Source organism: Ruegeria sp. C6 (genome assembly GCF_056537625.1).
In genome coordinates this window covers 595077-621683 of sequence record NZ_JBQFRW010000001.1, presented here as the reverse complement: position 1 = coordinate 621683, position 26607 = coordinate 595077, and the positions used below count along the sequence as shown (strand labels likewise).

Here is a 26607-nt window from a genome sequence, read left to right as displayed (position 1 = left end):
AGAGGATGATTGCCTGAAAGGTTTAAGTCGGAACCGAATAAACTGCCAATCAAGGTTTCTTGAGACCTCAGACACAAGCTTTCGACAAAATGTGTGCAATGGTATACAAAAAACCACCCAAACTGCCCGTTTCACCTTGAAACAACTGGTGTGGTAATGCAGATAACCCTTAGCGAAGCCCGTATTCCAAGTCATTTGAGAGGGAGGCCACAGATGCCCATCAAGGTCGGACAGGACACCGCCAAGACACGCCGCAGCCTGAACGTGAATGGCAAATCCATTTCCTATTATTCGATTCCAGCCGCGCAAGAAGCAGGCTTAGGCGATTTTTCGAATCTGCCTGCCGCGTTGAAAGTGGTTCTGGAAAACATGCTGCGGTTCGAAGATGACGGGTTCTCGGTTTCCGTCGATGACATCAAAGCCTTTGCCGAATGGGGTGCCAACGGTGGCAAGAACCCACGTGAGATTGCCTATCGCCCTGCCCGGGTTCTGATGCAAGACTTTACCGGAGTTCCGGCCGTGGTGGATCTGGCAGCGATGCGCGACGGCATCAAGGGCCTTGGTGGGGACGCGCAAAAGATCAACCCGCTGAACCCGGTCGATCTGGTCATCGACCACTCGGTCATGATTGATGAGTTCGGCAACCCACGCGCGTTTCAGATGAACGTGGACCGCGAATATGAGCGCAACATGGAACGCTATCAGTTCCTGAAATGGGGTCAGAACGCGTTCAACAATTTCCGCGTCGTGCCTCCCGGCACCGGTATCTGCCACCAAGTAAACCTGGAATATCTGGCGCAGACCGTCTGGACGGACACGGACCAAAGCGGCGAAGAAGTCGCTTATCCCGATACACTTGTTGGTACTGACAGCCACACCACCATGGTCAACGGCATGGCCGTTCTGGGCTGGGGCGTTGGCGGGATCGAGGCCGAGGCAGCGATGCTGGGTCAACCGATCTCGATGCTGATCCCCGAGGTTGTGGGCTTTGAACTGACCGGTTCGATGGTCGAAGGCACAACGGGAACTGACCTTGTCCTGAAAGTCGTCGAGATGCTGCGCGAGAAAGGCGTGGTTGGTAAATTCGTTGAATTCTACGGCGAAGGTCTGGACCGCTTGCCCTTGGCCGATCGCGCAACCATCGCCAACATGGCCCCCGAATACGGCGCGACCTGTGGTTTCTTCCCGATTGACGGCGAGACCTTGCGCTATATGCGCAATACTGGACGCGACGAAGACCGCATCGCATTGGTCGAGGCCTACGCCAAGGAAAACGGCTTCTGGCGCGATGCCGATTACGCGCCGATCTACACCGACACTCTGTCGCTGGATATGGGCACAATTGTTCCTGCGATCTCGGGCCCGAAACGGCCGCAGGATTATGTCGCACTAACCGACGCCAAGGCCGCATTCACCAAGGAAATGGCCGAGACCTTCAAACGCCCGATGGGCAAACAAATAGAGGTCAAAGGCGAAAACTACGGCATGGAATCGGGCAAAGTCGTGATCGCCTCGATCACCTCCTGCACCAACACGTCGAACCCGTATGTAATGATCGGCGCGGGCCTCGTTGCACGTAAAGCCGCCGCGCTGGGATTGGATCGCAAACCGTGGGTAAAGACCTCATTGGCGCCCGGCTCGCAGGTTGTGTCCGCCTACTTGGAAGCTGCGGGTCTGCAGGAAGATCTGGACAAGATCGGCTTCAACCTTGTTGGCTATGGCTGCACCACCTGTATTGGCAACTCAGGTCCGATCCAAAGGGAAATCAGCGAAGCGATTGCCGAAGGCGATCTTGTTGCCACTTCGGTTCTTTCAGGCAACCGCAACTTTGAAGGCCGCATCTCGCCCGACGTGCGCGCCAACTATCTGGCTTCACCGCCGCTGGTGGTGGTTTATGCTTTGGCTGGTACGTTGGACATCGACCTGACCTCGGAACCGATTGGACAGGATCAGGCCGGCAACGATGTCTACATGAAAGACATCTGGCCGACCCAAAGCGAAATCGCCGAATTGGTTGAGGCAACCGTAACCCGCGAGGCGTTCCAGTCGAAATATGCCGATGTCTTCAAGGGCGACGAGAAATGGCAGGAGGTCGAGGTTCCGCAACAGGAAACCTATGATTGGCCACCGACGTCAACGTACATTCAAAACCCTCCCTATTTCCAAGGCATGGGGCCTGAGCCGGGCACGATCTCGAATATCGATGGTGCAAAAGTTCTGCTGATCCTGGGCGACATGATCACCACCGACCATATCTCGCCCGCCGGTTCGTTTGCGACAACGACACCTGCAGGGAAGTATCTGACCGATCGTCAGGTTCAGCCGCGCGAATTCAACTCGTATGGCTCACGCCGTGGCAACCACGAGATCATGATGCGCGGCACCTTCGCCAATATCCGCGTCAAGAACGAGATGCTGGATGGCGTCGAAGGCGGTTATACAAAAGGCCCGGATGGTGAACAAACCTCGGTCTACGAAGCATCGATGGCCTATCAGGAGCAAGGCACCCCGCTGGTCGTCTTTGGCGGCGAACAGTACGGTGCAGGTTCGTCACGCGACTGGGCGGCCAAGGGCACAGCTCTGCTTGGCGTCAAGGCAGTGATCGCCGAGAGTTTTGAGCGCATCCACCGTTCAAACCTGGTAGGCATGGGCGTCATACCGTTCGAATTCACCGATGGTGATACCCGCAAGACACTGGGTCTGAAGGGTGATGAGACCGTATCGATCCACGGGTTGGATTCAGTTGAGCCCCTGCAGGAAGTGCCCTGCACCATCATTTACGGAGATGGTACCGAAAAGACGATCACCCTGAAGTGCCGCATCGATACCGCGCCCGAGATCGAATACATCGAAAACGGCGGTGTGCTGCAATACGTGCTGCGCAATCTCGCAAAAGCGTCATAAATCAGCAGGTTGATATCCAACCTCAGCCCCCGGCCCTGCGCCGGGGGTTTTGTTTTCTGGCCATTTATTCAAAAATCTGAAACTGTTGGGCAAGACAGTCTTCGGAATTTCATCACCATGAAAAAGCCCAACGCCCTATTGGTTTGCTCGCTTAGCGTCATCGCCGTGATCGGGATCTGGGGCGTCGTCGATATCGAAAGCTTGGTGACTTGGGCCAATAGCATCGTGCAACAAACCTTCCACAGTCGCGGTTGGTTCGTGATGCTCGCGGCCTCAGGCATGTTGATCGGGTGTTTGGTTCTGGCCTTTTCGCCCTATGGCAAAATCCGTCTGGGCCGGGATGATGAAGAGCCCGAGTTCTCGACCGCCACCTGGATCTCAATGCTGTTCTCCGCAGGAATGGGCGTTGGACTGCTGTTCTGGGCGGTCGCCGAGCCCCTTACCCATTTCAACTTCATCTCGGGCATGGCACCCGACTATGTCGCCGCGCAGCAGGCCATGCTGGCAACAAACTTCCATTGGGGCCTGCACGCATGGGCGATTTACGGTTCGACCGCGCTGACCATTGCTTATTTCAGCTTTCGGCGCGGGACAGGCATGATGGTCAGTGCACCGATCAAAAGCCTGTTCCCAGGAGAACGCTGGGCCGAGCGGGTCGGGTGGCTGTCGGATTTCATGGCCATTGTTGCAATCTCTATCGGTGTTGGCGGTTCAATGGCCATGGGTGTGTTCCAGGTTGCGGACGGGATTGCGGTTCTGGGTGGCCGGGAAACGGTTGGTGCCCTTCTGATCGGCGTTGTTTTCCTGGCGATGGTCGCAGCCTACATCCCTGCTCTGTTAATCGACCTTGGCCAAGGCATGGCGCGCTTGTCGAATGCGGCAATGCTGATCGCGATCTGCCTTGTGGCCTACACAGTGGTCCTCGGGCCTACAGAGTATCTGTTGAACACTGTGGTTCAAGGGTTCGGCGATTACGTCACCAATGTCATCCCTCGGGGCTTTCAGACCTTCACCTTCTTCGGCGATGACGTCACCAAATGGTTCAGCGACTGGACCCTCACCTATATGGTCTGGTGGATCGCCTGGGGACCTTTTGTTGGTGTGTTCGTCGCGCGTATCTCTCGCGGTCGCACGATCCGGGAATTCGTGATCGGAGTACTCTTTGCGCCCACGCTGTTCTCGATCCTTTGGTTCGGTGCCTTCGGCGGCATCGGTCTGTTCGAGGCGCTCAACGGTGCCGGAGAACTGCTGGCCTATACGCAAACAAACATCGAGCGTGTGACCTTCGCCCTGCTCGACCGTTTGCCCTTATCGCAGATCACAATACTTGCAACCGTAGCAGCGGCGTTTCTGTTCATCGTAACCAGCGTTGTAAGCGCGGCCTTTGTGCTGGGTACATTCTCGTCCCAGGGGGATGAAAACCCGCCCCCGCGCGTGCGGCTGATCTGGGGTGCATTGCTGGGCTTATTGAGTGTCGCGATGATCCTTTCGGGCTCGGTGGAATCGGTCAAAGTCCTGATCTCACTCGGGGCGCTGCCCTTTGTGTTCATCTCGGTTCTGCTGATGGTCTGCCTGTTCCGAGGGCTACGAGAAGAGGGGCTGAGCCATGCTGATCGGTGATCTGACGGATACGCTTATGAATCTGACCACTTTTGCATTCATCGGCGCGATGATCTGGATTTTGGTCCGTAAGTAACGGCTTGAAGCCCAGCCATTTTACCGATTTCCTACGATTATGGACAAAGTCGCATTGATAACCGGCGGTGCACGCGGAATTGGGCGTGCAATCGTCGAAGACCTCAGCCGTGATCACCGCGTCGCGTTTACTTGGCTGTCGAGCAAACCCACGCCCGAGCTACTGGGTGGGGATGTTCTGGCCATACGCTCCGATCTATCTGCGCCCGACCAGCCGGCTAGCGTGATTTCGCAGGTGATCGAGAGGTTTGGAAGGCTGGATGTGATCGTCAACAATGCCGGCCTTGTGAAATCTACCCCCAAAGAGGAATTTCGGGCCGAGGACCACCGCGCCATTCTGGATTTGAACCTGCTGGTCCCTGCCGCATTGTTGGCTGCTGCGCTACCACATTTGAAACGCGACGCCTCAATCGTCAGTATCTCATCTATGAACGCGGTCTTGCCGCCTCGGGATGCGGTGACCTATGGGGCCAGCAAAGCCGCCCTGAATCTATGGACCCACGCCATGGCAAAGGAGCTTGGGCCAAAGGGGATACGCGTTAATGCAGTCGCGCCGGGTGCGATCAACATCCCCGAAGCGCCCCGGTCCGAGGAGTTGACCGCGCTGTTTGTCAAAGAAACCGCTTTAGGTCGCGCGGGAAAGCCCGAGGATATCGCCAAAGTCGTCAGGTTTCTGGCGTCCGATGCCGCATCCTTCATCACTGGTGAGGTTCTGGGCGTCACCGGTGGCTATCGCTTATGAGCCACCTGCGGCTTTCTCAAGTGCTGGGCGGATCGTGCTTTCGATCACCCGCTGAGTGACCGGACCAGCCCAGCGCAGGATGATCGTGCCCTCACCGTCGATCACATAGGTTTCGGGCACACCGTAGACGCCCCAGTCCAGCCCCATGCGGCCCTGTTCATCCCGACCGATACCGGCATAGGGATCGCCCAGTTCGGCAAGAAATCCTTCGGCGTTGTCCAGTTGATCTTTGTAGTTGATACCATAGACCGGGATACCCTCGTCAGACAGAGCCTGCAGATTGGGGTGTTCGACGCGGCATGGTGCACACCAACTGGCCCAGTAGTTGACCAGCTTGACCTCGCCATCACGCAGTGTGGCATCATCGAAGCCCGGTTTGCCCGCGAACTCGGTCAGTACAACCGGCGGCGCTGGCTGACCCTCGCGCGCCGAGGGCAAGGCGTTAGGATCGTCGCGGAACATGCCGATGCCCGCGAGTACAGCGAAGGCGCCGAAAATCAGCGGAGGCGCGATCATCAGGGGCGAAATCTTAGCCATTGCGTGACATCCTTTGTTCAAACTTCTCCATCTCGGCCCGTACTTTACGGCCCCGGATCACGCTGAAACCCACCAATGCGATCAGAAGTCCGATTGACACGACATAGGACCACAAGACGGTATCGGCATATTTTCCAAGATCAGGCATCATCCGCTCACCCTTTCACGCGCCATAAGCGCCTTGGTCCGGCGGGCGCGAATTTCTGTGCCCGTACGATAGAAGACCAGCGCAATGAACAGCAGTACAAAGCCGATGATGCAAAGCAGCAGTGGATAGAAGTAGATATTGCTTACCTTCTCCTCAGTATCCGTGCCTGTGATCGCCCCGGCGCGCATCACCGAAGCCCCCTGATGCAGCCCCTGATTCCAGAAGTTCACCGCATACCGGCTGAGGAACGCAAAGACCGAACCCACAAGGCAAAGGACCGAGGTCAGGTCAGCCGCGGTGTCCGGGTCTTCGATGGCCTCCCACAGGGCGACATAGCCCAGATAAAACAGGAACAGGATGAGGAACGAGGTCAGGCGCGGGTCCCAGGCCCACCATGTCCCCCACATGGGCTGCCCCCAGATCGCTCCGGTGGCCAATGCGATCAGCGTCATCACGATGCCGATGGGCGCAGCGGCGCGGGCAGCCAGCGCACTGACATGGTGGCGACGCACCAGCCAGACCAGCGAAGTTGCCAGCATCATCAGCCAGCAATTGATCGCCATCAACGCGGCGGGCACATGCAAATAGATGATCTTTACGGTCGAGCCTTGCTTGTAGTCATCCGGGGTGAAGAAAAAGCCCCAGATCAATCCGACGACCAGACAAAGACCTGAGCTGATCCAGAAGAACGGAAGGACCCGTTCGCTGGTCGCGAGGAACTTACGCGGGTTGGCGTATTCCCAAAGGGCATTGGCTTTGGCTGCGATTGTCATGGGCTCTATCTAGTCCGAGTCGGCGTGGTTCTCAATTGACCTCAGTCAAGCTTTGTGGCCATCACCTAAGATTGATGCGCAGTACCGCTGCGCTGGCAAAGGGTAAAAGTGCGACCGTTGCGGCGGTAATCCCTGCCAGCATTAGCAGGGGCGTTTGCGTCTCCATGCCTGTCGCACCGCGTCGGGCGACCTCGGCTCCGAAAATCAAAGTCGGCACGTAGAGCGGCAAAACCAGAAGCGACAGTAGCAGACCGCCCCGTTTTAGACCAACAGTAAGGGCCGCGCCAAAAGTGCCGATAACGCTCATCGCCGGAGTACCGAGGAGCAGTGAGATCACTAGCCACGAAAACCCGGGTACAGGCAGGTTTAGCAACACGCCTAGGAACGGCGCGGCCAGAACCAGCGGCAATCCGGTGGTTAGCCAATGGGCTAGCGCTTTGACGGTAACAACCGATTCCAACGGAAGCGGCGCGGTCGCGAGCAGATCAAGCGAGCCGTCTTCCCAATCCAGCGCCAGAAGGCGATCAAGTGACAGCAGACACGCCAAAAGCGCGCCCAGCCAAAGAACGCCCGGTGCGATGGTCGAAAGCAGCGAAGATTGCGGGCCAACCGAGAATGGCACCAGAACGGTGACGATCAGGAAGAAAGCAAGACCGAGACCAAAGCCACCCCCCGCACGGAAGGCCAATTTCAGATCACGCAGCAATAAGGCGATCACAAGAAACCTCCGTCGAAATCGTCGATGGGCTTGGGCTTGGCCTTGTTGGGGCCAACGTCCAGAACCTCTCCGTCCAAGCCAAGATCAATATGGGTCGCGATCAGGGCCGAACCACCCTGCCCCAGATGCGCGCGCACAGCATCCGCAAACATCTGCACGGCGTGACGATCCAGCGAGACCGTCGGCTCGTCCAGCATCCAGATCGGGCGGCCAGTAACCAACATACGCGCCAATCCCAGACGCCGTTTCTGCCCTGCCGAAAGGTTGCCCGCATGGCGGTCAGCCAACTCGTTCAGCTCAAACGCATCAAGGGCGTGCTGGATATCACGGGTGCCAAAGACCGACGCCCAGAAGTTGAGGTTTTCGACAACGGTCAGGGTCGGTTTTAACCCGTCGGAATGGGACGCGTATGCGATCTGGTCTTCTGCCCCGTCGATTTGCCCTGCCAGCGGCGGTTGCAGGCCCGCAAGCGTACGCAGTAATGTTGTCTTTCCGATCCCATTCGGTCCACGCAGAATCAGCGCCCTTCCTGCCTCAAGCGAGAAGCTCAGCCCTTCGAGCACGGGAACTCCGCCGCGTGCGATGGCCAGATCGGTTACCTTTAAAGTCATGAAGCCCGCTTAGCGGATTGTGCGTGTGGGCAAAAGGTCGGAATTGCCGCAGAGCGGCTGGTCGGATCGCAGTGAGGGGCCAGCCCCTCACACTCACCGAGATATTTTTAGCCAGTGGAAGAACAGATCCTCAGACCGGGATCAGCGCAAGCGCAATGCGGCGGCCTTCGGAAAGCAGCACGTTGTAGGTGCGGCAGGCCGCCGGAGAGTTCATGATTTCGACACCCAGACCTGCCTCTTCCAATGTGGTGCGCAAGTCGGCTGGGATGTGGGTCAGTTCTTTGCCCGTACCGATGAACAGAACATCGACATGTTCGGACAAGGCCAGCAGGGTCTGGGCGTCGGAGTAACCCGCCCAAGCCGATGTACCGGTGGGGCCGGTCAGGACTGCCCCATCATGAACTTCCCCGCCTATCCGAAAGAACCCGGGGCCATAGCCATCAACCGGCTGAGCGTTTGTATATGTGATCTCGTTCAGGCGCATGTGCAGGGTTCTAGCCCCAAAGCGGCAGGCCGGACAAGGCCGCTGTTGCAATCACCAGATAGGCTGCGGCGCGGTAGAGGTTCTCGTACTCGGGTCGGAACATCCAGCCTCCCAGCCAGTTGCCCGCAAGGTTGGGAACTGCCAAAGCAAGGCCCAATCCGATGCTCGCGATCGAAAGACGCCCCATCCCACCGAGATATCCAAGGATCAGCAAATCGAAAGCAAACAGGAACAGTAGGATCGTCGCGCGGATGATCTCAACCGGTAAGGGCCGTGACATATAAAACAGGATGACAGCAGGCCCCGGTATCCCGGCTACCCCGCCCAGTAGCCCTGCAGCCCCGCCGATCGCAGCAACCATGCCACGCGATACCGCTCCCCGGTAGCGCAGACCAAAAACCAGAACGGCCAGCATCGACAATGAAATCAGGCTGACGATATAGCGAAACACTTCGGGATCGGTCCGGGTTAGCAGCCATAAGCCAACCGGTAGAAGTAGCGCGCACCCGACCAAAAGGCGCATCAGATCTGCCTTGTCAACAACCGTCCCTGCGCGGCGCAGGTTCGGGATCGGGCCAAATATGTCCATGACCGTCAGCGCGATGATGGCACCGAAGGGGCCAAGATACGGGCTGGCGATGGGCAGGAAGATCAGGGCCGTCCCAAAGCCGGAGAACCCGCGCACGATGCCCCCAACAAAGGCGGCGAAAATAATAACGGCCAGACCGGTTGGGGTCTGGCCGAAATACTCAGGCATCAATGTTGGCAAACTGGTTGCCCGCCGTATTCGACGGCTTCGACCAGTCGCGCTTGACCCCCAACCACAGCAGGATGGTCGAGGCCACGAAGACAGACGAATAGGTCCCGACGATCACGCCCCAGATCATCGCGAAGACAAAGCCTCGGATCACGTCTCCGCCCAGTACATAGAGCGAGATCAGCGCCAGCAGCGTGGTCACAGAGGTCATCACCGTCCGGCTGAGCGTTTCGTTGATCGAGATGTTCAGCACCTCTTTGAGGTCTTTCTTCTTGTACTTCCGCAGGTTTTCGCGAACCCGGTCGAAGACGACCACGGTGTCGTTCAGCGAATAGCCGACGATAGTCAGAAGAGCGGCGATGATCGCCAGGTCAAAACGGATTTGTAGTTCCGAGAAGATGCCGATTGTCAGGATCACGTCATGCACCAACGCGGCGACCGCCCCGAGTGCGAACTGCCATTCGAACCTGAGCCAGATATAGACAAGCACTGCGCCAATCGCCAAGGCGACCGCAATGACCGCGGTCTGGATCAACTCACCCGAAACCTTGGGGCCAACCGATTCTACCGAGACGAACTGGATATCCGGCGCGGCAACGGTCAGCGCTTCTTCGACGGCTGTGACGGTTGCGGCCGCCACAGCTTCGGCCCCGTCCTGTGCCTGAATGCGGATCATCGCGACGTTTTCATCCTCGCCAAAGGTGGGATCAAAAATCTCGGTGATAGTCACATCGCCAAGCTCAAGCGGCGCGATGGCGTCGCGATAGGCGCCGACGTCGATCTCTTGCGCGCTTTGGGTCCGGATCGTGGTGCCGCCGCGAAAGTCGATGCCGAAGTTCAGCCCTTGCAGCAGGAATGACGTGAATGCGATCACCATCATCAAACCCGAGATGCCCAGCCAGACCTTCCAACGGCTAAAGAAATCGAACGAGGTGTTTTGGGGTACGAGTTTCAGTCTCATGTCAAACCTCGATCGTTTTCGGACGGCGGCGTTCGAACCACATCACGATCATCAGACGCGTCACAAAGATCGCGGTGAAGACCGAGGTCAGAATACCCAGACCAAGCGTAATGGAGAAGCCGCGCACGGGACCACTGCCCATGGCAAACAGGATGGTTGCGGTAATGAATGTGGTCACGTTTGCGTCCAGAATGGCCGAAAGCGCTTTTTCGTATCCCAGCTCGATGGCACGCGCCGGACCTTTGGCAGATTTCAGCTCTTCGCGGATACGCTCGAAGATCAGCACGTTGGCGTCAACTGCCATGCCGACGGTCAGCACGATACCCGCGATCCCGGGCAAGGTCAGCGTGGCGCCGATCAGTGAGAGCAGGCCAAACAAAAGCCCCACGTTCAGGATCAGCGCAATATTGGCGAAGATGCCGAACAGGCCGTAGCTTAGAGCCATGAATACCAACACGGCGACAAAGGCCACGATTGTCGCGACTTTACCTGCGTCGATACTGTCCTGACCCAGCTCAGGGCCGATGGTGCGCTCTTCGAGGAAGTCCAGACCTGCAGGCAAGGCACCTGCGCGCAGCAGAACGGCCAAATTGGTGCTTTCTTCAACTGTGAAGTTGCCAGTGATGATGCCCGAACCACCTGGGATATGGCTTTGGATTACAGGGGCCGAGATCACCTCGTCATCCAGGACGATAGCAAAGGGTGCGCCAATGTTTTCTAGCGTGTAATCGCCGAATTTGCGCGCGCCAGAGGTGTTGAACCGGAAGCTGACCGCAGGGCGGCCGTTCTGGTCGAAGGATGGCTGCGCGTCGACCAATTCTTCACCGGTCACGACGGGTGCGGCGTCCAGAGTGTAGTACACACCATCTTCATCGATCGATGGCACAAGCTTCTCACCAACGCCCGGAATGGCATCCGGGTCAGTCCCGCGCCCAACGACAGGATTGAACGTCAACTGTGCCGTCGTGCCGATAATCTCTTTGAGCTCCCCGGCGCTGCCGATACCGGGCACCTGAATCAGGATACGATCAGCGCCCTGGCGCTGGATAGTTGGTTCGCGTGTGCCAACCTCGTCGATCCGACGGCGGATGATCTCAAGGGACTGGCGCACGGTGCGGTCATCCGAAGCAAGCTTTTCGGCCTCGGACAGTTGGACAACGATAGTGTCCCCCTCAGCGCGGGCCTCTATATCTGTTGCCCCTGCCCCGGTCAGCGTCTGCACCTGTCGGGCCAGACCGCGCACAACCTCTAATGCGCGGGACATGCCCTCGGGTTGGCTGATGCGCACGCGAATCTCGTCAGGCGCCGAATCCTGACGACGGATCGTGCCGACCGTCGCGCGTTCATCACGCAGCGCGTCGCGGATTTCGGGCCACATCGCCTCCATCCGGGATTCGTAGACATCATCAACCTTGACCTCGGCAAGCAAATGCGCGCCGCCGCGCAAGTCGAGCCCGAGATTGACCAGAGACGACGGCAGCCAGTTCGGCCATTGCGCGGCCTCGGCCTGCATTTCAGGTGTATCAATGCCCAGCTCAATCGCAGCCTTGGCATCGTTAGATTGTTCTACGCGCGTATAAAACGCATTCGGCAGGGCAAGGAACAGACCGATCACACAGACCGACCAGATCAGAACCCGCTTCCAGGAATCAATTTGCAGCATTACCCTGCCTTTTCAAGGAATTGTCGCGCGAAGTTACTTCGCAGGTTCGGTCTTGTTCAGAACCTGAGCGATGGTCGATTTGACCACGCGAACCTTAACGCCCTCGGCGATCTCGACTTCGATCTCGTTGTCGCCTTCCTTGACCTTCGACACCTTGCCGATCAGCCCGCCTTGGGTGACAACCTGATCGCCCCGGCGCACGGCTTCGACCATGGCCTGATGTTCCTTCATCTTTTTCTGCTGCGGACGGATCAGCAGAAAATACATAATCGCGAAGATCAGGATCAGCGGGAGAAACTGGGCGATTGCGCCACCTTCCATGGGATATTCCTTTGTTCTGATGATGCAGAGAGCTCTCTGCAAAGTTTGCGGGAACCTATGCTTTGAAACATGGGTTTGCAAGCAAACCTGGCCCCATTTCGACCATCGGGTTCAAAGGTTTGCTGCCGGACGTTGCAGATATGTTCTAGGCAGACCCTTCCAGTCAGATATAGTCCTGTGGCAGGAGGCCTAATGATTCAATCAATCCAGACCCTTGGCGCGTTTGTTCGCCTGATGCTCGTGACAGCCTGTTTAGGTCTTCTGGCGTCGCCCGTATGGGCACAGAACGCCACTAGCGAAGAGCCTGCTATAGAAGACACTGAGTCAGAGATTTTTCAGGCTCCGGTTATCGTTGACGGCGACACCTTGTTTCACCTGCGCGGCTCCAGCGCACTGCCCGCACCGGAACGGGCCGCGGGTGTACAGAACAAGATAATCGAAATCGCCGAGGCCTCAGACGCCGAGCAGGTCTCTATAACCTTCGAGGACTCAGAGTTCGGCATTCGAATCTTTGCCGATGGTGTTCAAGTTTCGATCGTGACCGATGCCGATTCCGAGCTTGAGCAGATGGACTTGAACGTTCTCAGTTTGTTGCACGGCGACGCTATTAAACAATCCATTGAAAGCTATCGCGCAAACCGCACCGAACAGGCGCGTGTTTCGGGTGCCATCGAAGCCTTAGCATGGACAGCTGGATTCGCGCTTTTTGTCGTCGTTATCCTGTGGCTGCACCGGCGCATTCGCCGCCGTACGCTGAAACTGGTCAAGCGTTACCTCAAGGATGTCGAAACCGCGACCGCCAAAAGTGTTCAGGCCGAGGCCATCGCCGCGTTGATCCGGTATGCTCTGAATTTTGTCCTGCTGGTGATCTTTTTCCTCGGCTTCTACTACTACCTCTCCTTCGTTCTGCTTGCCTTTGCCGAGACGCGCTATTTCGCGCAACTCCTGCTGACCTACTTGACCGAGCCGGTCCTGCTGATCTTCAAAGGCATCCTCAGCTACATCCCAAACCTGATCATGTTGATACTGATCGCATGGATAACGCTGTATATTATCCGGGGCATGCGTGTGTTCTTTGACGCCGTCGAGGCGGGAACCTTTGACATGGGCGATTTTGAAAGCCACTGGGTGAACCCGACCTTCAACATCGCCCGCGTCGTCGTTATCCTGATCGCTCTGGTCTTTGCTGTCCCTTACATCCCCGGATCAGATTCGGCGGCGTTTCAGGGGCTGACGATTCTGGTTGGTGCCATGCTGTCGCTGGGCGCAAACTCGGTCGTGTCGAACATGCTGGCGGGGCTCTTCGTGATCTATCGCCGCTCAACCTCGATTGGGGATCGGATCCAGATCGGGGACCATATTGGCGATGTGGTGCAGATCAAGTTGATGGAGACGCATCTGAAGTCCATCAAGAATGAACTGATCTCGATCCCGAACGCCCAATTGATGAATTCGGACGTGGTGAATTTCTCAAAAAGAACAGACGGTAGCGGGTTGCTGCTGCATACGACCGTCGGGATTGGCTATGAAGAGCCGCCCGAAAAGATCGAAGCGATGCTGATCGAGGCAGCCCATCGCACCAAGGGAATCAAGGCCAAGCCCGAACCTTTTGTTTTGTGGACCGCCCTGGCCGATTACGCGATCAACTATCAGATCAACGGCTATACCACGCGAGGCAGCATCATTCCCAAAATCCGCTCGGATTTGCACCGCAACATCGTGGCCGTGTTCAATGAGAATAACGTGCAGATCATGACACCTTCGTACATGGCCGACCCGCCCGAGCCGAAAATCCCAACCGAAGAGTGGGATGGCCATCTGGCGCATGAATCCCACGAGGAATCGGATAAGTCGTAACCGGTGCTACACCCTGCCATTCAGATGGTGCATAAGCGGATTCAGTGATTCACGCAGTTAAGGATCTGAACCATGCACGACATCCGCGCCATACGCGAAAACCCAGCCGCCTTCGACGCCGCCCTTGCGCGCCGTGGGGACGCGCCGGTGTCGTCAGACCTGCTGAGGCTGGACGAAAGCCGCCGCGCCAAGATTCTGGCTGCTGAGACAGCTCAGGCCGAGCAGAAAAAGGCCTCCAAAGAGGTTGGCGCTGCCAAAGGGCGCGGGGATGAAGCTGAATTCGAACGCCTGCGCGCTCTGGTCGCCGAGAAAAAGGCCGAAGTGGCGCGGATGCAGACCGAGGCCAAGGATCTGGATGCTCTGCTGGCCGACCAGCTGATCCGCATCGCGAACCTGCCCGCCGAGGATGTGCCCGAAGGCGCGGATGAGAACGACAATGTCGAAATCAACCGCTGGGGCACACCACGCGAATTGGATTTTGCACCTAAAGAGCATTTCGAAATCGATGCCGTCCAAAACGGCATGGATTTTGAGACGGCCGCCAAACTCTCTGGCTCGCGCTTTGTGCTGCTTTCGGGCGGCGTCGCGCGCATCCACCGCGCTTTGGCGCAGTTCATGCTGGACACCCATATCAACGAGAATGATCTGACCGAGGTCAACGGCCCGGTTCTGGTTCTCTCGGAAATGATGCAGGGTACTGGTCAGTTGCCGAAGTTTGGCGAGGACAGCTATCAAACCCGCGAAGGCTGGTGGTTGATTCCAACCTCCGAAGTGTCGCTGACCAACATCGTCAACGACACGATGATCGAGGAGAGTTACCTGCCTCGCCGCTATACCGCGCATTCGCTGTGCTTCCGGTCCGAGGCTGGTAGTGCCGGCAAGGACACACGCGGGATGCTGCGGCAGCACCAGTTCGAAAAGGTCGAGATGGTCTCGGTCACCCAACCGGACAAGTCGGATGATGAACAGAAACGTATGCTGCGCTGCGCCGAAGGCATTCTTGAAAAGCTGGGCATTCCCTATCGCACCGTGATCTTGTGCACCGGCGACATGGGCTTTGGTGCACGACGCACTTACGACATCGAGGCGTGGCTGCCGGGCCAAAATACTTATCGCGAGATCAGCTCGGTCTCGACATGCGGGGATTTTCAGGCGCGCCGCATGAATGCGCGCTTCCGGCCAGAGGCCGGGGGCAAGCCAGAATATGTCCATACCCTGAATGGTTCGGGCCTGGCCGTGGGGCGCTGCCTGATAGCTGTGTTGGAAAATGGTCAGAATGCGGATGGGACGGTCACCCTGCCCGAGGTTCTGGCACCCTATCTGGGCGGCAAGCTAACCCTTCAGACCAACGGCACGCTGACATAAAAAAACCGGCGCATTTAGGCGCCGGTTTCCGATCAGACAAGGCGCAGAAGTATCACTTCTTCGCCTTTTTCTTATCTTTCTTCTTTCCGGGCTTCTTCTCGGACTTCTTCTTGTCAGACTTCTTATCGTCCTTCTTTTTGGCGTCCTTTTTCTTAACGTCTTTTTTGGGCTTCTTGTTTTTCTTACCCTTCTTGGTCTTTTCCTTGACCTTTTCCTTGGCTTTGGAAAACACCGCCTCCATTTCAGACTTCTTCTTGGCCGCCTTTTCAGCCTTGGCCTTGGCTTTCGCCTTTTTCTTTGCCTTGGCCTCGGCAGCGGCCTGTTCTGCCGCCGCGCGCTCCTTTGCCGCCTTACGCTCGGCCTCGGCCTTGTTCGCAGCCGCATTGCTTTTGGCTGTCGCGCGCTGCACAGCCGATTTCCGCTCGGCAGGCTTGCGGGTGGCAGCGCGGCGCGCGGGCTCGGGCTTGGCACCGACGACTTCTTTCGCAGCCGCGATCAGCTTAGCTGCGCGGGTGGAACCGACGCGCGGGGTGCCGGACAGATCTTCCGGTTTGGCCTTGGCAATGGCTTCTGCTGTTTTGTAGCCCTTTGCATTCAATGCCTTAGCAAGCGCTGGCCCTACGCCACGCACCTCAGTAACTGCGGTCATTTCGTTTCCTTTCGTTAACTCCCCCAGATTGTAAATGCACAGCACATACGTTCCTGAGAGAGCGCCAATTCAAGAATTAGATAGGAGGTTACCCGCTTTCGGCCAGGCGATGGCCTGCAGTTCGGCTGGGAAATGGGACAAGTCTTTTGGCGTCTTCATCCCATAGTTTCAGATTCAGCGCCGCCACTGCCTCGGGAAACTTGATCCGTCGCGGTGTGTATTCTGGCGGCAGGTTATAGTGGCACGCGCGCAGCCGGTAAGATGGGATGCGCGCATTGAAATGGTGGATGTCATGCAATGTGATGCAGGCCACCGCATTATCGAACCACCAGCCGAAATCCAGCGCCGAGGACCCCTCCAACGCAGCCAGCTTTGGATCCAGCTCGGGGCGGCGATCCCAGTAGGTGTCCTCGAAATTGTGCTGCAAATACACCAGGAACACCCCAAGCATCCCGCCCAGCAGCGAAAACACCAGCCAGACCAGAATGCCGGTGGCACCGGCGATCAAATACAGCAGTCCCAAAAACACAACAATCGAGAGGTTGTGCAGCACCACGCCCATCACACCGAACCGCACGGTGTTCTTGGGCCAGCGATAGCGGATGAAGTATGTGAATAGCGCGCCAACCGGCACCAGAATGAAGGGATTCCGATACAGTCGGTAAAACAAACGCTTTTTCCAATCCGCCTCGTTCCATTCGCGCAGCGTCATGGTGTGGATTTCACCGGTCTCGCGATGCTCGAGGTTGCCGATTCCGGCGTGATGCAGATTGTGGTTCTGCTTCATCACCTCGAACGGGGCAAATGTGAAGGGCGATAACCCATGGCCAGCCCATTCGTTCTGCTCGCGCGTCTCGAACAACGAATGGTGCCCGCAATCATGCTGCAGGACATAGAGACGCACGGCAGAGAAGGCAAAAACGATCCCCGCCGGGATCATGATGTACCAGCGGTCGATATAGGTGATCGCCAATGTAAGCGATGCGAAATACACCGCGAATGTTCCGAAATAACTGAGCGCGGCAAGCTTGTTGTCCTGCACCGCGTATTGTCTTGTATATTCTCTCAGATCCATCACGCCCGCTCCCCACGGAGGTCCGACCAATCACAAATTCAAAATTAAGTGCGGAGATCCCGCAAACAAGCAGCACGTGCAAAACAAATGCACGTGCTTGAATGCTAACGCGCAGAAACGGGGCTGTCACGCCCCCTCTCTGAAAATGCTGGAAATTAGCGCAGTTACGCCCGTCCCTTGAGATGCTTGGCCAGTGCGCCTGCGTTTTTCTTGCGCCGCCCTTTGTAGGGGTTCTTATCGCCCTGTCCGCGCAACGTCAGGCGGATAGGGGTGCCCGGCATATCAAAATCCTCGCGCAGGCCGTTGACCAGATAACGCGAATAGCTGTCAGGCATCTTGTCCGGATGCGAACACATGACCACAAACCCGGGCGGGCGGGTCTTGGCCTGCGTCATATACCGCAGCTTGATCCGGCGCCCCTGCGGGGCTGGCGGCGGGTGCTGTTCCAGCATGGCGGTCAGCCAACGGTTCAGCGCAGCGGTCGGCACGCGGCGGTTCCACACGTCATGGGCACGCAATATCGCGGCGCGCAAACGTTCCAAACCGCGGCCTGTTTTAGCCGAGACTGTGATCAGCGGCGCTCCACGCAACTGCGGCAGCAAGCGTTCGAAGGATTCTTTCAGATCGCGCAGCTTTTCCTGTTTGTCTTCTTCGATATCCCATTTGTTGACGGCGACGACCACAGCACGACCCTCACGTTCGGCCAGATCGGCAATGCGCAGGTCCTGTTGCTCGAATGGGATAGCCGCATCCAGCAACACGACGACGACCTCGGCAAACTTGACTGCGCGCAGCCCGTCGGAAACCGAGAGTTTCTCAAGCTTCTCCTGCACCTTGGCCTTCTTCCGCATTCCGGCGGTATCAAAAATCCGCATCGGGGTGCTGTCCCCATCAGGGTCGGCCCAGTCGATCCGCAAGCTGATCGCGTCGCGCGTGATCCCGGCCTCGGGGCCGGTCAGCAATCGATCCTCGCCGATGATCTTGTTAATCAGGGTGGATTTACCGGCATTCGGACGGCCAACTACTGCGACTTGCAGGGGTTTGTCAGCGGTGATCAGCGGGGCTTCGCCTTCCCCGTCTTCGTCCAGCTCGATATCGGTTTGCGGTGTCTCTTCTACGCGCGCCTCTTCAGCCGCGTCAGCCAGTGGCATCAACTGCGCATAGAGGTCCGTCATCCCCTCGCCATGTTCGCCCGACAGACGCACCGGCTCGCCAAGGCCAAGGTTGTATGCTTCAAGCACGCCCGCATCAGCCGCGTTCCCTTCGGCCTTGTTCGCTGCCAGGATCACGTGTTTGGAGCGCTTACGCAGAATCTCGGCGAACATTTCGTCCGTGGGCGTCAAGCCCACCCGCGCGTCAATCATGAACAGGCAGACATCGGCCATGTCCACTGCACGCTCGGTCAGGCGGCGCATCCGACCTTGCAAGCTGTCATCGGTTGCGTCCTCAAGACCCGCCGTGTCGATCACGGTAAAACGCAAGTCGCCCAGCCGCCCTTCACCTTCGCGCAGGTCACGCGTTACGCCGGGCTGGTCGTCGACCAATGCCAGGCGTTTGCCCACAAGGCGATTGAACAGAGTGGATTTGCCCACATTCGGGCGCCCCACGATGGCGAGGGTCAGCGACATGATACTCAACTTTCAAGACTCAAGATGCGCCCTTTAACGCATCTTGTCGTCAACGGAAAGCGTGCAGTTCGCCCTTGGTCGACACAACATACAGCGTCTGACCCGCCACAACCGGTGCCGTGGTCGCGCCACCCGGCACTTCGACCTGATGCACCAGCGCTCCGTCGACGGGATTGAAGAAGCGCAGATAGCCGTCGTTCGAAGCCACGACAAGGCGTCCACCGGCCATGATCGGGCCGTAATGGGCAAAGATCGGACCCCGGCGGCCCGGCTTGTTCTTGACGAAGCCCGGCAGATCGATGGCCCAGACAGTCGAGCCATCGGCTGCATCCAGCCGTACCAATTGACTGCGATCACTGATCAGGAAAACACTGTTCCCCGCCGGCCAGACTGTATCAACGGCCCCCTCCGGTGCAGTCCAGTTCCGCTCACCCGAATTCCCGTCGAAGGAAACCGTGCGCCCCGAGTGGTTGCCGATTATGACCGAACTACCCGACACCATGGGCCCGGCGGTCACATCCACGATCTGAGCTGCCGCTCGGCCCCGACGCCCGCCTGCAACGGACGCGTTCCAGCGTAAAATACCGCCCCGGCGGAATGTTGCCGCGACATCACCCGATCCAAAGGCAAAGACTGACAGGTCCGAGGCAATCACGGGAGCAGGTGCACCCAGAACGTTGCCGACGCTCGGCGTGCCTTCGATTTGCCAGATGATCCGCCCATCCTTGGTATTCACCGCCCAACCGGTTTCGTCCCCGGCCACCAGATAGAGTATGCCGCCGCTAACCAAAGGAGCACCGCTGCCAGTTGCATTCAGACGTTTCTGCCACCTTTGCGCCCCGGATTTCGCATCGAGGGCGGTCAGCCTACCGAAACCCGACGAGACATAAAGCACACCGTCGGCATAGGCGAGCCCTCCGCCTGTGGCATCCCCGTCCTTTTCATTCGGCGGGATCAGGTTTGTGCTCCAGGCGACCTGCCCTTGGGGCGTAACAGCCGAGACATTTGCCCCGGAATCGAGCGTATATATCAGGCCACCAGCAACAACAGGGTCTGCGGTGATCCGCTGTTTTCGGCTATCGCCGGACCCAATGTTAGCAGACCAAATACGCTGCGGTGTGGCACTCAGCGCTGCGTTGGTAGTACGGAAGGCGGGTGTACCCGCGCTTTGCGACCAGTTGGCGTTGCGGCTTTGAGCCGGAATACTGATCGGTTTGGTGCCACGGGTTTCAACGGTTTCGTTGTCGATGGAGGCACGAATATCCTCACGCTCACCCGGCAGAATGACTTCGGGTTCCTGACAGGCGCTGAGAACGGTGAGCGCGGCTGCCGCAACGGGAAATCCGAAGCCTGAGAAATAACGTGATAGCATAATCTACAAACTCGCCTGTGATGTTCCGTTTCGCTGCCGGTTAACCCTGCTGGTTCGCCACGGGCTCGGGTTCGCCCCCAAGCGCGACGATCAGTTGAGCCGCGCGCTGTTGCAGATCGACGCTGGCCTCGGCGTCCTGGCGCAACGCCTGCAAACGGTCCAAAGCGGCTTGCGTATTGCCCTCGGCCACATCGATCAGGGCCAATTGTTCTTCGGCGAGCAGACGCAAAGGAGCACCAGGTATGGCCAGCGCTTCGAACTGTTGACGACGACCCGCCACTGGCATCGTGTCAGTTTGCAGTAGCAATGCCTTGAAACTTGCAATCGCGCGATAGATTTCGGGCAAATCCCCCTGCGTGGCGATCGCGTTCAGACTGTTCACCGCATCTTGCGCCGATCCGGCCTCGGCCTGAGAGGCGGACAGCAACATGTTCAAAACCGCGTCACCGCCGACAGACGCAGCATCGATCGCCTGCAGGCTTTGTGCCCGTTCGACCGATCCGTTTTCAGCCAGCGCTGACAGAATCGCATCACCTAGAGCCTCGGCCTGGTTGGTATCGCGTGCTTTTCGGTATTCGTTGAACGCAGCGCCCCCGACAATGGCCACGACAGCCAGCACACCGACCCAGCCCCAACGGCGCAAAAGAAGGTACATGCGATCGCGGCGCACCTCTTCGGTGACCTCTTCAATAAAACTGTCGGCGTCGCTCATCCCTGCCCCCAGGCTTAAGTGTCCGGTTTTCTAGCGCCATGTCATACCCCGGCGATCAGGCCAAGCCAAGTGCCCGAATTCATACATTTGCCACCATGTGGGTGACCCTTGCGTAAAAAACTAAACCGAACTATTCAGTTCAGTATGGAAAAGACATGGCCACAGCCCCATTTTAAGGGATAGCGGCTAAAGCCGACCGCGCGAACAGATCTGGAGATTCTACCGCATGCGATTGATTTCATTCGTTAACGCCATTTTGGTTATTGTTGCGTTGTATTTTCTTGTTTTCGAGCGCGACGCGCTGTTTGCATTTGCAGGTCGCGGAGACGAACCATCCGAGACCGCGACCGAGGCCTCGGAATCGGTGCAATCACCGGACTCGATCGGCGTTGTTGTGCTGCGCTCATCTGCGCGCGAGATCGGCAGCGCCGTTCAATTACGGGGTCAGACCAAGGCAAACCGCCAGGTCGAGGTCCTTGCCGAAACCATTTCGACAGTCCTGTCCGAGCCCAAGCGCAAAGGAGCTTTTGTCGAAGCAGGAGATCTGCTGTGCGAGCTTGACCCCGGAACCCGGCCCGCGAGCCTGGCCGAAGCCATGGCAGCCAAGCTTGAGGCCGAAAGCCGCGTTCCCGAGGCCGAAGCGCGCCTGGAAGAAGCTCACGCCCGTTTGGCTGAAGCCGAAATCAATCTGAAAGCAGCCCGCAAGCTGTCTGAAACCGGGTTTGGATCAGAAACGCGCCGTATCTCAAGCGAAGCTGAAATGAGCACTGCCGAGGCCGGAATCAAATCCGCCGAGGCTGGTTTGGAAGCTACGCAAGCCGGGATTGAAGCCGCCACCGCAGCAGTAGCAGCCGCTCAGCGCGAGATTGATCGCCTGACCATCAGCGCACCGTTCAAGGGTCTGCTTGAAAGTGATACTGCGGAATTGGGCAGCCTGATGCAGCCCGGCTCGCTCTGCGCAACCGTCATCCAGCTCGATCCGATCAAGCTGGTGGGTTTTGTGCCTGAATCAGAAGTGAATCGGATCATTGTCGGATCGATGGCAACTGCGCAGTTGGTTACGGGTCTGCAGGTCGAGGGGCGCGTGACCTTCCTCAGCCGTTCGGCCGATGAAACCACGCGGACATTCGAGGTCGAGATCACAGTGCCAAACCCGGAACTGCTGATCCGTGACGGCCAAACCGCCAACATTCAGATCGCGGCCGAAGGGGTCAAGGCACATCTGCTGCCCCAATCCGCACTGACCTTGAACAATGAAGGTGAGCTTGGTGTTCGCACCGTGGTAGCCGACAATGTCGTTGATTTTGTTCCGATCCGCCTTCTGCGTGACACCGCTGATGGTGTATGGGTTGGTGGCCTGCCGGAAACTGCTGATATCATCGTGATCGGGCAGGAATTCGTCACACGTGGTGTGACGGTCGCGCCGACATACAGGGAAGCATCGCAATGACGGGTATCGTCAGTTGGGCCGCAAGCCGTGCCAGAATGGTGCTGGCTTTCATCGCGATTTCGCTGGTTATCGGCGGGTATGCTTATGTCGGGCTCCCAAAAGAGGGTGAACCCGACATCGATATCCCGATGCTCTTTGTGTCGGTGCAGTTTCCAGGGATTTCAGCCGAGGACAGCGAAAGCCTGCTGATCAGGCCGATGGAAACCGAGATGGCCGATCTCGACGGGTTGGACACGATGACCGCCACCGCCGCCGAGGGCTACGCAGGCATTCTGCTGGAGTTCGAGTTCGGTTGGGACAAATCCGCCACCATCGCGGATGTGCGCGATGCCATGAACACCGCGCAAGCTGATTTCCCTGATGGGGCTGAGCAATACACGATTACCGAGGTCAACTTCTCCGAGTTTCCCATCGTCATTGTTAACCTGACCGGCCCGGTACCAGAGCGTACAATGGCACGCGTTGCCAAAGATCTGCAGGACGAACTTGAGGCGTTGGACGCAGTGCTGGAAGCTGGCATTGCCGGAAACCGCGATGAAATGCTTGAGGTCGTGATCGACCCGCTGCGGCTTGAGGCCTACAACGTCACGGCCGCCGAACTGATCAACGTTGTGCAAAACAACAACCAACTGATCGCTGCAGGTGAGGTCGAGACCGAACAGGGCACGTTCTCGGTCAAGATCCCGTCGTCATTTAAGACTGCTCAGGACGTCTATGGCCTGCCCGTAAAGGTCAACGGAGACCGCGTGGTCACCTTAGGCGAACTGGCCGAAATCAACTATACGTTTGAAGACCGCGCGGGCACAGCCCGGTTCAACGGCGAACCCACCGTCGCGCTGCAGGTCGTCAAGCGCAAGGGCTTCAATCTGATCGACACCGTTGCGCTGATCAAAGCCACCGTCGCCGAAGAACAAATCAAGTGGCCAGCCGAACTGCAGGCCGCTGTTGATGTGGGCACCTCAAACGACCAAAGCCGCATCGTCGATTCAATGGTGCGCCAGCTTGAAGGATCGGTTCTGACTGCCGTCGCGCTGGTGATGATCGTGGTATTGGCTTCGTTGGGAACACGCGCCGCGTTGTTGGTGGGTTTTGCCATTCCTACCTCGTTTCTGTTGTGCTTCGCCTTCCTCGCGATGATCGGGGTCACCATCTCGAATATGGTGATGTTTGGCCTGATCCTTGCCGTGGGCATGCTGGTCGATGGCGCCATCGTTGTTGTGGAATATGCCGACAAGCGCATTAAAGAAGGCGTTGGTCCGATGCACGCCTATGTCGAGGCGGCGCAACGGATGTTCTGGCCGATTGTTTCGTCGACGGCCACTACACTGTGTGCATTTCTTCCGATGTTGTTCTGGCCCGGTATTCCCGGCGAGTTCATGAAGATGCTGCCCATCACGCTGATCTTCGTTCTGTCGGCCTCGCTGATTGTGGCACTGATCTACCTGCCGGTCGTGGGCGGTGTCTCGGGCCGTATGAGCCGCAGTTTCGAGCGCAGCTCGAACTGGCTGCGAGCCCGCACGCCTTGGTGGCTGCGAGTGCTTCTGGTGCCGCCTTCATTATATATGATCTTCCTCGGCGCGATGCAGGTTTTGAACCCCAACTATCTGCTGCCCGGCGGTTCACTTGCTGGCGTGCTGCTGTTTCTGTTCGGCGCCTTCGCTGGGTCGGTCACGCTGAGTGCTGCCAAGATCGAACGCGCCCCGGATGAACATGTTCATACCGCTAAAGAGCACACGCCCTTCGGTTATGTGATCAAGTTCCTGGTCGGCAATCCGGTCATGCCGGTGGTGTCCATCGCAGTCGTCTTTGCAGCGGTGTTTTGGGTCGCATTCATCATATTCCCGCAAAACTCTCGCGGCGTTGAATTCTTCGTGGAAAGCGAACCGGAACAGGCCACGGCCTATGTCCGGGCGCGCGGCAACCTGTCTCTGGCTGAAAAGGACGAAATGGTTCTTGAGGCCGAGCGCGTGATCAGCGAACACCCGGCGGTGATCAACGTATTTGCCTTTGCGGGCGAAGGTGGGCTCAATCAGAACAATGGCGGTGCAGAAGCCCCCGCCGACACAATTGGTCGCGTCCAGTTCGAGCTCATTCCTTGGGAAGATCGCCCAATCAGCTCTGAACAGATTACCGGTTGGTTCTGGGGACCGATTGCAGGTCTACTTGGCTTTGCAAAGGAAGAGGTCGCGGCGGAATATGACGGCAATTTTGTTCTGGACGAACTAACCGCAGAGCTGGCAACCCTTCCTGGCTTTATCGTTGATCTTCAGGCGCTGGAACAAGGTCCTGCTTCCGCCAAGCCCGTTCATCTGCGCATCAAAGGCGATAGCTGGGAGGATCTGACGGCCGCGACCGTCACAGCACGAGAAGCCTTTGACACCACACCCGGCTTGATCAAGATCGAGGACACCCTGCCCCTGCCCGGCATCGACTGGCAGATCGACGTGGACGTGGCCAAGGCGGGTCGATTCGGCGCGGACGTCGCAACCGTTGGCGCGATGGTACAGCTTGTGACGCGTGGCATCTTGCTGGGTGAAATGCGACCGGATTCAACCGATGAAGAGGTAGAAATCCGCGTCCGCCTACCTGATCAGGATCGCGTCCTGTCGACGCTGGATACGCTGAAAGTTCGCACACCGGACGGGTTGGTCCCCCTGTCGAACTTCGTCACCCGCAAACCCGTGGCTAAGCTCGCCGAGATCAATCGCGCGGATCAACAGCGCTACTATGACGTTAAAGCGGATGTCGAGCCTGGGCTGAGCAAGATCGTGACCACCGGTCCTGACGGTGCAGAGCTGCGTTTGGCAACCGTGCGCGCGATTGGCGAAGGTGCCACACCAACTGGCACCACGATTACCAGCGCGGACGGAGCAGAGTTCGAACTCGTTCAACTAACGGGTGCCGAGAACGTGGGTGAAGTGCGGTCCGCCATCGAAAGCGGTGACGCTCGGTTTGCCCTGATCAATCCGAACGAACGGATTGCCGTGCTGACCGAGTGGCTGGAAACCGACCCTTTTGGTCGCACCATCACTTGGGAATGGACCGGCGATCAGGAGGATCAGGCTGAAAGCCAGGCGTTCCTGTCCAGCGCATTCCTGGCAGCACTGGGTCTAATGTTCGTGATCCTGCTGGCGCAGTTCAACTCGTTCTACAACTCGGTGCTGGTGCTGCTGGCCGTGGTTCTGTCTACGACCGGCGTGTTGCTGGGCATGATGGTAATGCAACAACCGTTCTCGATCATCATGACCGGGACCGGGATCGTGGCGTTGGCCGGGATCGTGGTGAACAACAACATTGTTCTGATCGACACCTACCAGGAATATAGCGGCTACATGTCTCGCATTGATGCAATTGTCCGCACGGCTGAGGCGCGCATCCGTCCGGTTCTGCTGACTACGCTGACAACAATGGCGGGTCTGACCCCGATGATGTTCGGCCTGTCGCTGGATTTCATCGGCGGAGGGTATTCGATCGACAGCCCCACGGCATTGTGGTGGAAACAGCTGGCCACGGCGGTGGTCTTTGGCTTGGGTACGGCCACGGTGTTGACACTGATCGTGACGCCGTCATTCCTGGCGCTGCGAGTGTGGGTCACAACCTACGCGGTATGGCTGGGTAAGGCGCTGGCTCGCGCCACGGCGGGCCGATCCAGCCAAATCGCGCAGGACATGGCAATCGGCCAAAGCGCGAGAGATGTGCAAGCAGCCGAAATGATCTGGACCGATGAACAGGACAAAGCTGCCCCTGATCAGAGCGCTCAGGACGACCGCCCTGATCATCCTCCAACAACACCGTTGAAGGCGGCGGAATAAAAAAAGGCGAGCCTTCGGGCTCGCCTTTTCAATTCTGGCAGACGCGTTACTCGACGAACGCGTATTCGCCCAGATCACACAGGTTCAGACCATAGTCTTCAATCGATTCTCCGTCGCTGAAAACACCGCGGATGTCATAGACACAGGTGGTCAGCCCGTCCGCAATAAGGACGTCTACTTCGTAATCCGCGCCCAGATAACCACCCTCAAGCAGGTTGCCTTCCCAGCTGCCGGACGAGGCCGGAGACACGTTGAACTCAACCAGGTCATAGCTGGTTTCGTTGATAATCAAGAATTCCAGATCCTCGGCTGCCGCCGAAGTGGCCATCAACAGTGTTGCAGTCAACGCTGCTGCTGCTCGCATTTTCATGAA

The 26607-nt window shown here is 57.8% G+C and carries 23 protein-coding genes; 7 read left to right on the top strand and 16 right to left on the bottom strand.

Going from position 1 to position 26607, the window contains the following annotated elements:
* Positions 1 to 213: 213 nt before the first annotated feature.
* The 3 genes from acnA (at position 214) to ACR0MJ_RS03035 (ending at position 5341) form a co-directional block, all read left to right on the top strand.
* A complete protein-coding gene (gene acnA, locus ACR0MJ_RS03045; RefSeq protein ID WP_170512889.1) occupies positions 214 to 2904 on the top strand; it encodes an aconitate hydratase AcnA in 2691 nt (896 codons plus the stop codon).
* A gap of 117 nt (positions 2905 to 3021) precedes the next feature.
* Complete coding sequence (locus tag ACR0MJ_RS03040) at positions 3022 to 4524, top strand: BCCT family transporter (RefSeq protein ID WP_170403204.1); 1503 nt, start codon at positions 3022 to 3024, stop codon at positions 4522 to 4524.
* A gap of 115 nt (positions 4525 to 4639) precedes the next feature.
* Complete coding sequence (locus ACR0MJ_RS03035) at positions 4640 to 5341, top strand: SDR family oxidoreductase (protein WP_170396398.1); 702 nt, start codon at positions 4640 to 4642, stop codon at positions 5339 to 5341.
* Here the strand turns inward: ACR0MJ_RS03035 and ACR0MJ_RS03030 are convergent.
* The 10 genes from ACR0MJ_RS03030 to yajC all read right to left on the bottom strand — a co-directional run bounded on the left by ACR0MJ_RS03030 (position 5336) and on the right by yajC (position 12314).
* On the bottom strand, positions 5336 to 5878 hold the full coding sequence (locus tag ACR0MJ_RS03030; RefSeq protein WP_170396396.1) for a DsbE family thiol:disulfide interchange protein: 543 nt from the start codon (positions 5876 to 5878) through the stop codon (positions 5336 to 5338). The two genes, ACR0MJ_RS03035 and ACR0MJ_RS03030, sit on opposite strands and share 6 nt — an antisense overlap.
* On the bottom strand, positions 5871 to 6029 hold the full coding sequence (ccmD, locus tag ACR0MJ_RS03025) for a heme exporter protein CcmD (RefSeq protein ID WP_480759115.1): 159 nt from the start codon (positions 6027 to 6029) through the stop codon (positions 5871 to 5873). The genes ACR0MJ_RS03030 and ccmD overlap by 8 nt, the downstream gene beginning before the upstream one ends.
* Complete coding sequence (locus tag ACR0MJ_RS03020; protein WP_170396395.1) at positions 6026 to 6799, bottom strand: heme ABC transporter permease; 774 nt, start codon at positions 6797 to 6799, stop codon at positions 6026 to 6028. Before ACR0MJ_RS03020 ends, ccmD begins: the two co-directional genes overlap by 4 nt.
* A gap of 61 nt (positions 6800 to 6860) precedes the next feature.
* The gene (gene ccmB / locus ACR0MJ_RS03015) at positions 6861 to 7517 is read right to left on the bottom strand and encodes a heme exporter protein CcmB (protein ID WP_170396393.1); all 657 of its coding nucleotides are present in this window, start codon (positions 7515 to 7517) and stop codon (positions 6861 to 6863) included.
* On the bottom strand, positions 7514 to 8128 hold the full coding sequence (ccmA, locus tag ACR0MJ_RS03010; RefSeq protein WP_170396391.1) for a heme ABC exporter ATP-binding protein CcmA: 615 nt from the start codon (positions 8126 to 8128) through the stop codon (positions 7514 to 7516). Before ccmA ends, ccmB begins: the two co-directional genes overlap by 4 nt.
* A 130-nt stretch (positions 8129 to 8258) precedes the next feature.
* Positions 8259 to 8612, bottom strand: coding sequence for an Mth938-like domain-containing protein (locus tag ACR0MJ_RS03005; RefSeq protein WP_170626639.1), 354 nt, complete (start codon positions 8610 to 8612; stop codon positions 8259 to 8261).
* Positions 8613 to 8622: 10 nt separating this feature from the next.
* Positions 8623 to 9381, bottom strand: a complete 759-nt coding sequence (locus ACR0MJ_RS03000) for a TSUP family transporter (protein ID WP_480759112.1) — start codon at positions 9379 to 9381, stop codon at positions 8623 to 8625.
* Entirely contained in the window at positions 9362 to 10330 is a 969-nt protein-coding gene (gene secF, locus ACR0MJ_RS02995) for a protein translocase subunit SecF (protein WP_170396385.1), read from the bottom strand. Before secF ends, ACR0MJ_RS03000 begins: the two co-directional genes overlap by 20 nt.
* Before the next feature lies 1 nt (position 10331).
* Complete coding sequence (gene secD, locus ACR0MJ_RS02990) at positions 10332 to 11993, bottom strand: protein translocase subunit SecD (protein WP_170403231.1); 1662 nt, start codon at positions 11991 to 11993, stop codon at positions 10332 to 10334.
* A gap of 33 nt (positions 11994 to 12026) precedes the next feature.
* A complete protein-coding gene (yajC, locus tag ACR0MJ_RS02985) occupies positions 12027 to 12314 on the bottom strand; it encodes a preprotein translocase subunit YajC (protein ID WP_155151194.1) in 288 nt (95 codons plus the stop codon).
* Positions 12315 to 12506: 192 nt separating this feature from the next.
* Between yajC and ACR0MJ_RS02980 the strand changes: the two genes are divergently transcribed.
* Together ACR0MJ_RS02980 and serS are read left to right on the top strand one after the other, a co-directional pair.
* Complete coding sequence (locus ACR0MJ_RS02980) at positions 12507 to 14171, top strand: mechanosensitive ion channel family protein (RefSeq protein ID WP_480759109.1); 1665 nt, start codon at positions 12507 to 12509, stop codon at positions 14169 to 14171.
* A gap of 72 nt (positions 14172 to 14243) precedes the next feature.
* Positions 14244 to 15536 (top strand): serine--tRNA ligase, encoded by a 1293-nt coding sequence (gene serS, locus ACR0MJ_RS02975; RefSeq protein WP_480759104.1) that lies wholly within the window; start codon positions 14244 to 14246, stop codon positions 15534 to 15536.
* A gap of 52 nt (positions 15537 to 15588) precedes the next feature.
* Here the strand turns inward: serS and ACR0MJ_RS02970 are convergent, their stop codons facing one another.
* The 5 genes from ACR0MJ_RS02970 to ACR0MJ_RS02950 all read right to left on the bottom strand — a co-directional run bounded on the left by ACR0MJ_RS02970 (position 15589) and on the right by ACR0MJ_RS02950 (position 20972).
* The gene (locus ACR0MJ_RS02970; RefSeq protein ID WP_480759099.1) at positions 15589 to 16185 is read right to left on the bottom strand and encodes a helix-hairpin-helix domain-containing protein; all 597 of its coding nucleotides are present in this window, start codon (positions 16183 to 16185) and stop codon (positions 15589 to 15591) included.
* 88 nt (positions 16186 to 16273) lie between these two features.
* Positions 16274 to 17260 carry a fatty acid desaturase gene (locus tag ACR0MJ_RS02965; RefSeq protein WP_480759096.1) on the bottom strand — a complete coding sequence of 329 codons (987 nt, stop codon included), beginning with the start codon at positions 17258 to 17260 and terminating at the stop codon, positions 16274 to 16276.
* A gap of 164 nt (positions 17261 to 17424) precedes the next feature.
* Entirely contained in the window at positions 17425 to 18888 is a 1464-nt protein-coding gene (gene der / locus ACR0MJ_RS02960) for a ribosome biogenesis GTPase Der (RefSeq protein WP_170396374.1), read from the bottom strand.
* Between the two features lie 49 nt (positions 18889 to 18937).
* Complete coding sequence (locus ACR0MJ_RS02955) at positions 18938 to 20260, bottom strand: outer membrane protein assembly factor BamB family protein (protein WP_480759092.1); 1323 nt, start codon at positions 20258 to 20260, stop codon at positions 18938 to 18940.
* Positions 20261 to 20300: 40 nt separating this feature from the next.
* Positions 20301 to 20972, bottom strand: a complete 672-nt coding sequence (locus tag ACR0MJ_RS02950; RefSeq protein WP_480759089.1) for a hypothetical protein — start codon at positions 20970 to 20972, stop codon at positions 20301 to 20303.
* A gap of 226 nt (positions 20973 to 21198) precedes the next feature.
* Here ACR0MJ_RS02950 and ACR0MJ_RS02945 point away from each other — a divergent pair, with 226 nt between their 5' ends.
* Entirely contained in the window at positions 21199 to 22422 is a 1224-nt protein-coding gene (locus ACR0MJ_RS02945; RefSeq protein WP_480759087.1) for an efflux RND transporter periplasmic adaptor subunit, read from the top strand.
* Positions 22419 to 26234, top strand: a complete 3816-nt coding sequence (locus ACR0MJ_RS02940; protein ID WP_480735841.1) for an efflux RND transporter permease subunit — start codon at positions 22419 to 22421, stop codon at positions 26232 to 26234. Before ACR0MJ_RS02945 ends, ACR0MJ_RS02940 begins: the two co-directional genes overlap by 4 nt.
* 46 nt (positions 26235 to 26280) lie before the next feature.
* On the opposite strand, the gene ACR0MJ_RS02935 is transcribed toward ACR0MJ_RS02940, so the two are convergent.
* Positions 26281 to 26604 (bottom strand): hypothetical protein, encoded by a 324-nt coding sequence (locus ACR0MJ_RS02935; protein ID WP_170612419.1) that lies wholly within the window; start codon positions 26602 to 26604, stop codon positions 26281 to 26283.
* Between the last annotated feature and the right edge of the window lie 3 nt (positions 26605 to 26607).

What these genes read in the sequence shown, in the direction of transcription:
- acnA (WP_170512889.1), top strand. Translation starts at nt 214, where the DNA reads ATGCCCATCAAGGTCGGACAGGACACCGCCAAGACACGCCGCAGCCTG.
- ACR0MJ_RS03040 (WP_170403204.1), top strand. Translation starts at nt 3,022, where the DNA reads ATGAAAAAGCCCAACGCCCTATTGGTTTGCTCGCTTAGCGTCATCGCC.
- ACR0MJ_RS03035 (WP_170396398.1), top strand. Translation starts at nt 4,640, where the DNA reads ATGGACAAAGTCGCATTGATAACCGGCGGTGCACGCGGAATTGGGCGT.
- ACR0MJ_RS03030 (WP_170396396.1), bottom strand. Translation starts at nt 5,878, where the DNA reads ATGGCTAAGATTTCGCCCCTGATGATCGCGCCTCCGCTGATTTTCGGC.
- ccmD (WP_480759115.1), bottom strand. Translation starts at nt 6,029, where the DNA reads ATGATGCCTGATCTTGGAAAATATGCCGATACCGTCTTGTGGTCCTAT.
- ACR0MJ_RS03020 (WP_170396395.1), bottom strand. Translation starts at nt 6,799, where the DNA reads ATGACAATCGCAGCCAAAGCCAATGCCCTTTGGGAATACGCCAACCCG.
- ccmA (WP_170396391.1), bottom strand. Translation starts at nt 8,128, where the DNA reads ATGACTTTAAAGGTAACCGATCTGGCCATCGCACGCGGCGGAGTTCCC.
- ACR0MJ_RS03005 (WP_170626639.1), bottom strand. Translation starts at nt 8,612, where the DNA reads ATGCGCCTGAACGAGATCACATATACAAACGCTCAGCCGGTTGATGGC.
- secF (WP_170396385.1), bottom strand. Translation starts at nt 10,330, where the DNA reads ATGAGACTGAAACTCGTACCCCAAAACACCTCGTTCGATTTCTTTAGC.
- secD (WP_170403231.1), bottom strand. Translation starts at nt 11,993, where the DNA reads ATGCTGCAAATTGATTCCTGGAAGCGGGTTCTGATCTGGTCGGTCTGT.
- yajC (WP_155151194.1), bottom strand. Translation starts at nt 12,314, where the DNA reads ATGGAAGGTGGCGCAATCGCCCAGTTTCTCCCGCTGATCCTGATCTTC.
- ACR0MJ_RS02980 (WP_480759109.1), top strand. Translation starts at nt 12,507, where the DNA reads ATGATTCAATCAATCCAGACCCTTGGCGCGTTTGTTCGCCTGATGCTC.
- serS (WP_480759104.1), top strand. Translation starts at nt 14,244, where the DNA reads ATGCACGACATCCGCGCCATACGCGAAAACCCAGCCGCCTTCGACGCC.
- ACR0MJ_RS02970 (WP_480759099.1), bottom strand. Translation starts at nt 16,185, where the DNA reads ATGACCGCAGTTACTGAGGTGCGTGGCGTAGGGCCAGCGCTTGCTAAG.
- ACR0MJ_RS02965 (WP_480759096.1), bottom strand. Translation starts at nt 17,260, where the DNA reads ATGGATCTGAGAGAATATACAAGACAATACGCGGTGCAGGACAACAAG.
- der (WP_170396374.1), bottom strand. Translation starts at nt 18,888, where the DNA reads ATGTCGCTGACCCTCGCCATCGTGGGGCGCCCGAATGTGGGCAAATCC.
- ACR0MJ_RS02955 (WP_480759092.1), bottom strand. Translation starts at nt 20,260, where the DNA reads ATGCTATCACGTTATTTCTCAGGCTTCGGATTTCCCGTTGCGGCAGCC.
- ACR0MJ_RS02950 (WP_480759089.1), bottom strand. Translation starts at nt 20,972, where the DNA reads ATGAGCGACGCCGACAGTTTTATTGAAGAGGTCACCGAAGAGGTGCGC.
- ACR0MJ_RS02945 (WP_480759087.1), top strand. Translation starts at nt 21,199, where the DNA reads ATGCGATTGATTTCATTCGTTAACGCCATTTTGGTTATTGTTGCGTTG.
- ACR0MJ_RS02940 (WP_480735841.1), top strand. Translation starts at nt 22,419, where the DNA reads ATGACGGGTATCGTCAGTTGGGCCGCAAGCCGTGCCAGAATGGTGCTG.
- ACR0MJ_RS02935 (WP_170612419.1), bottom strand. Translation starts at nt 26,604, where the DNA reads ATGAAAATGCGAGCAGCAGCAGCGTTGACTGCAACACTGTTGATGGCC.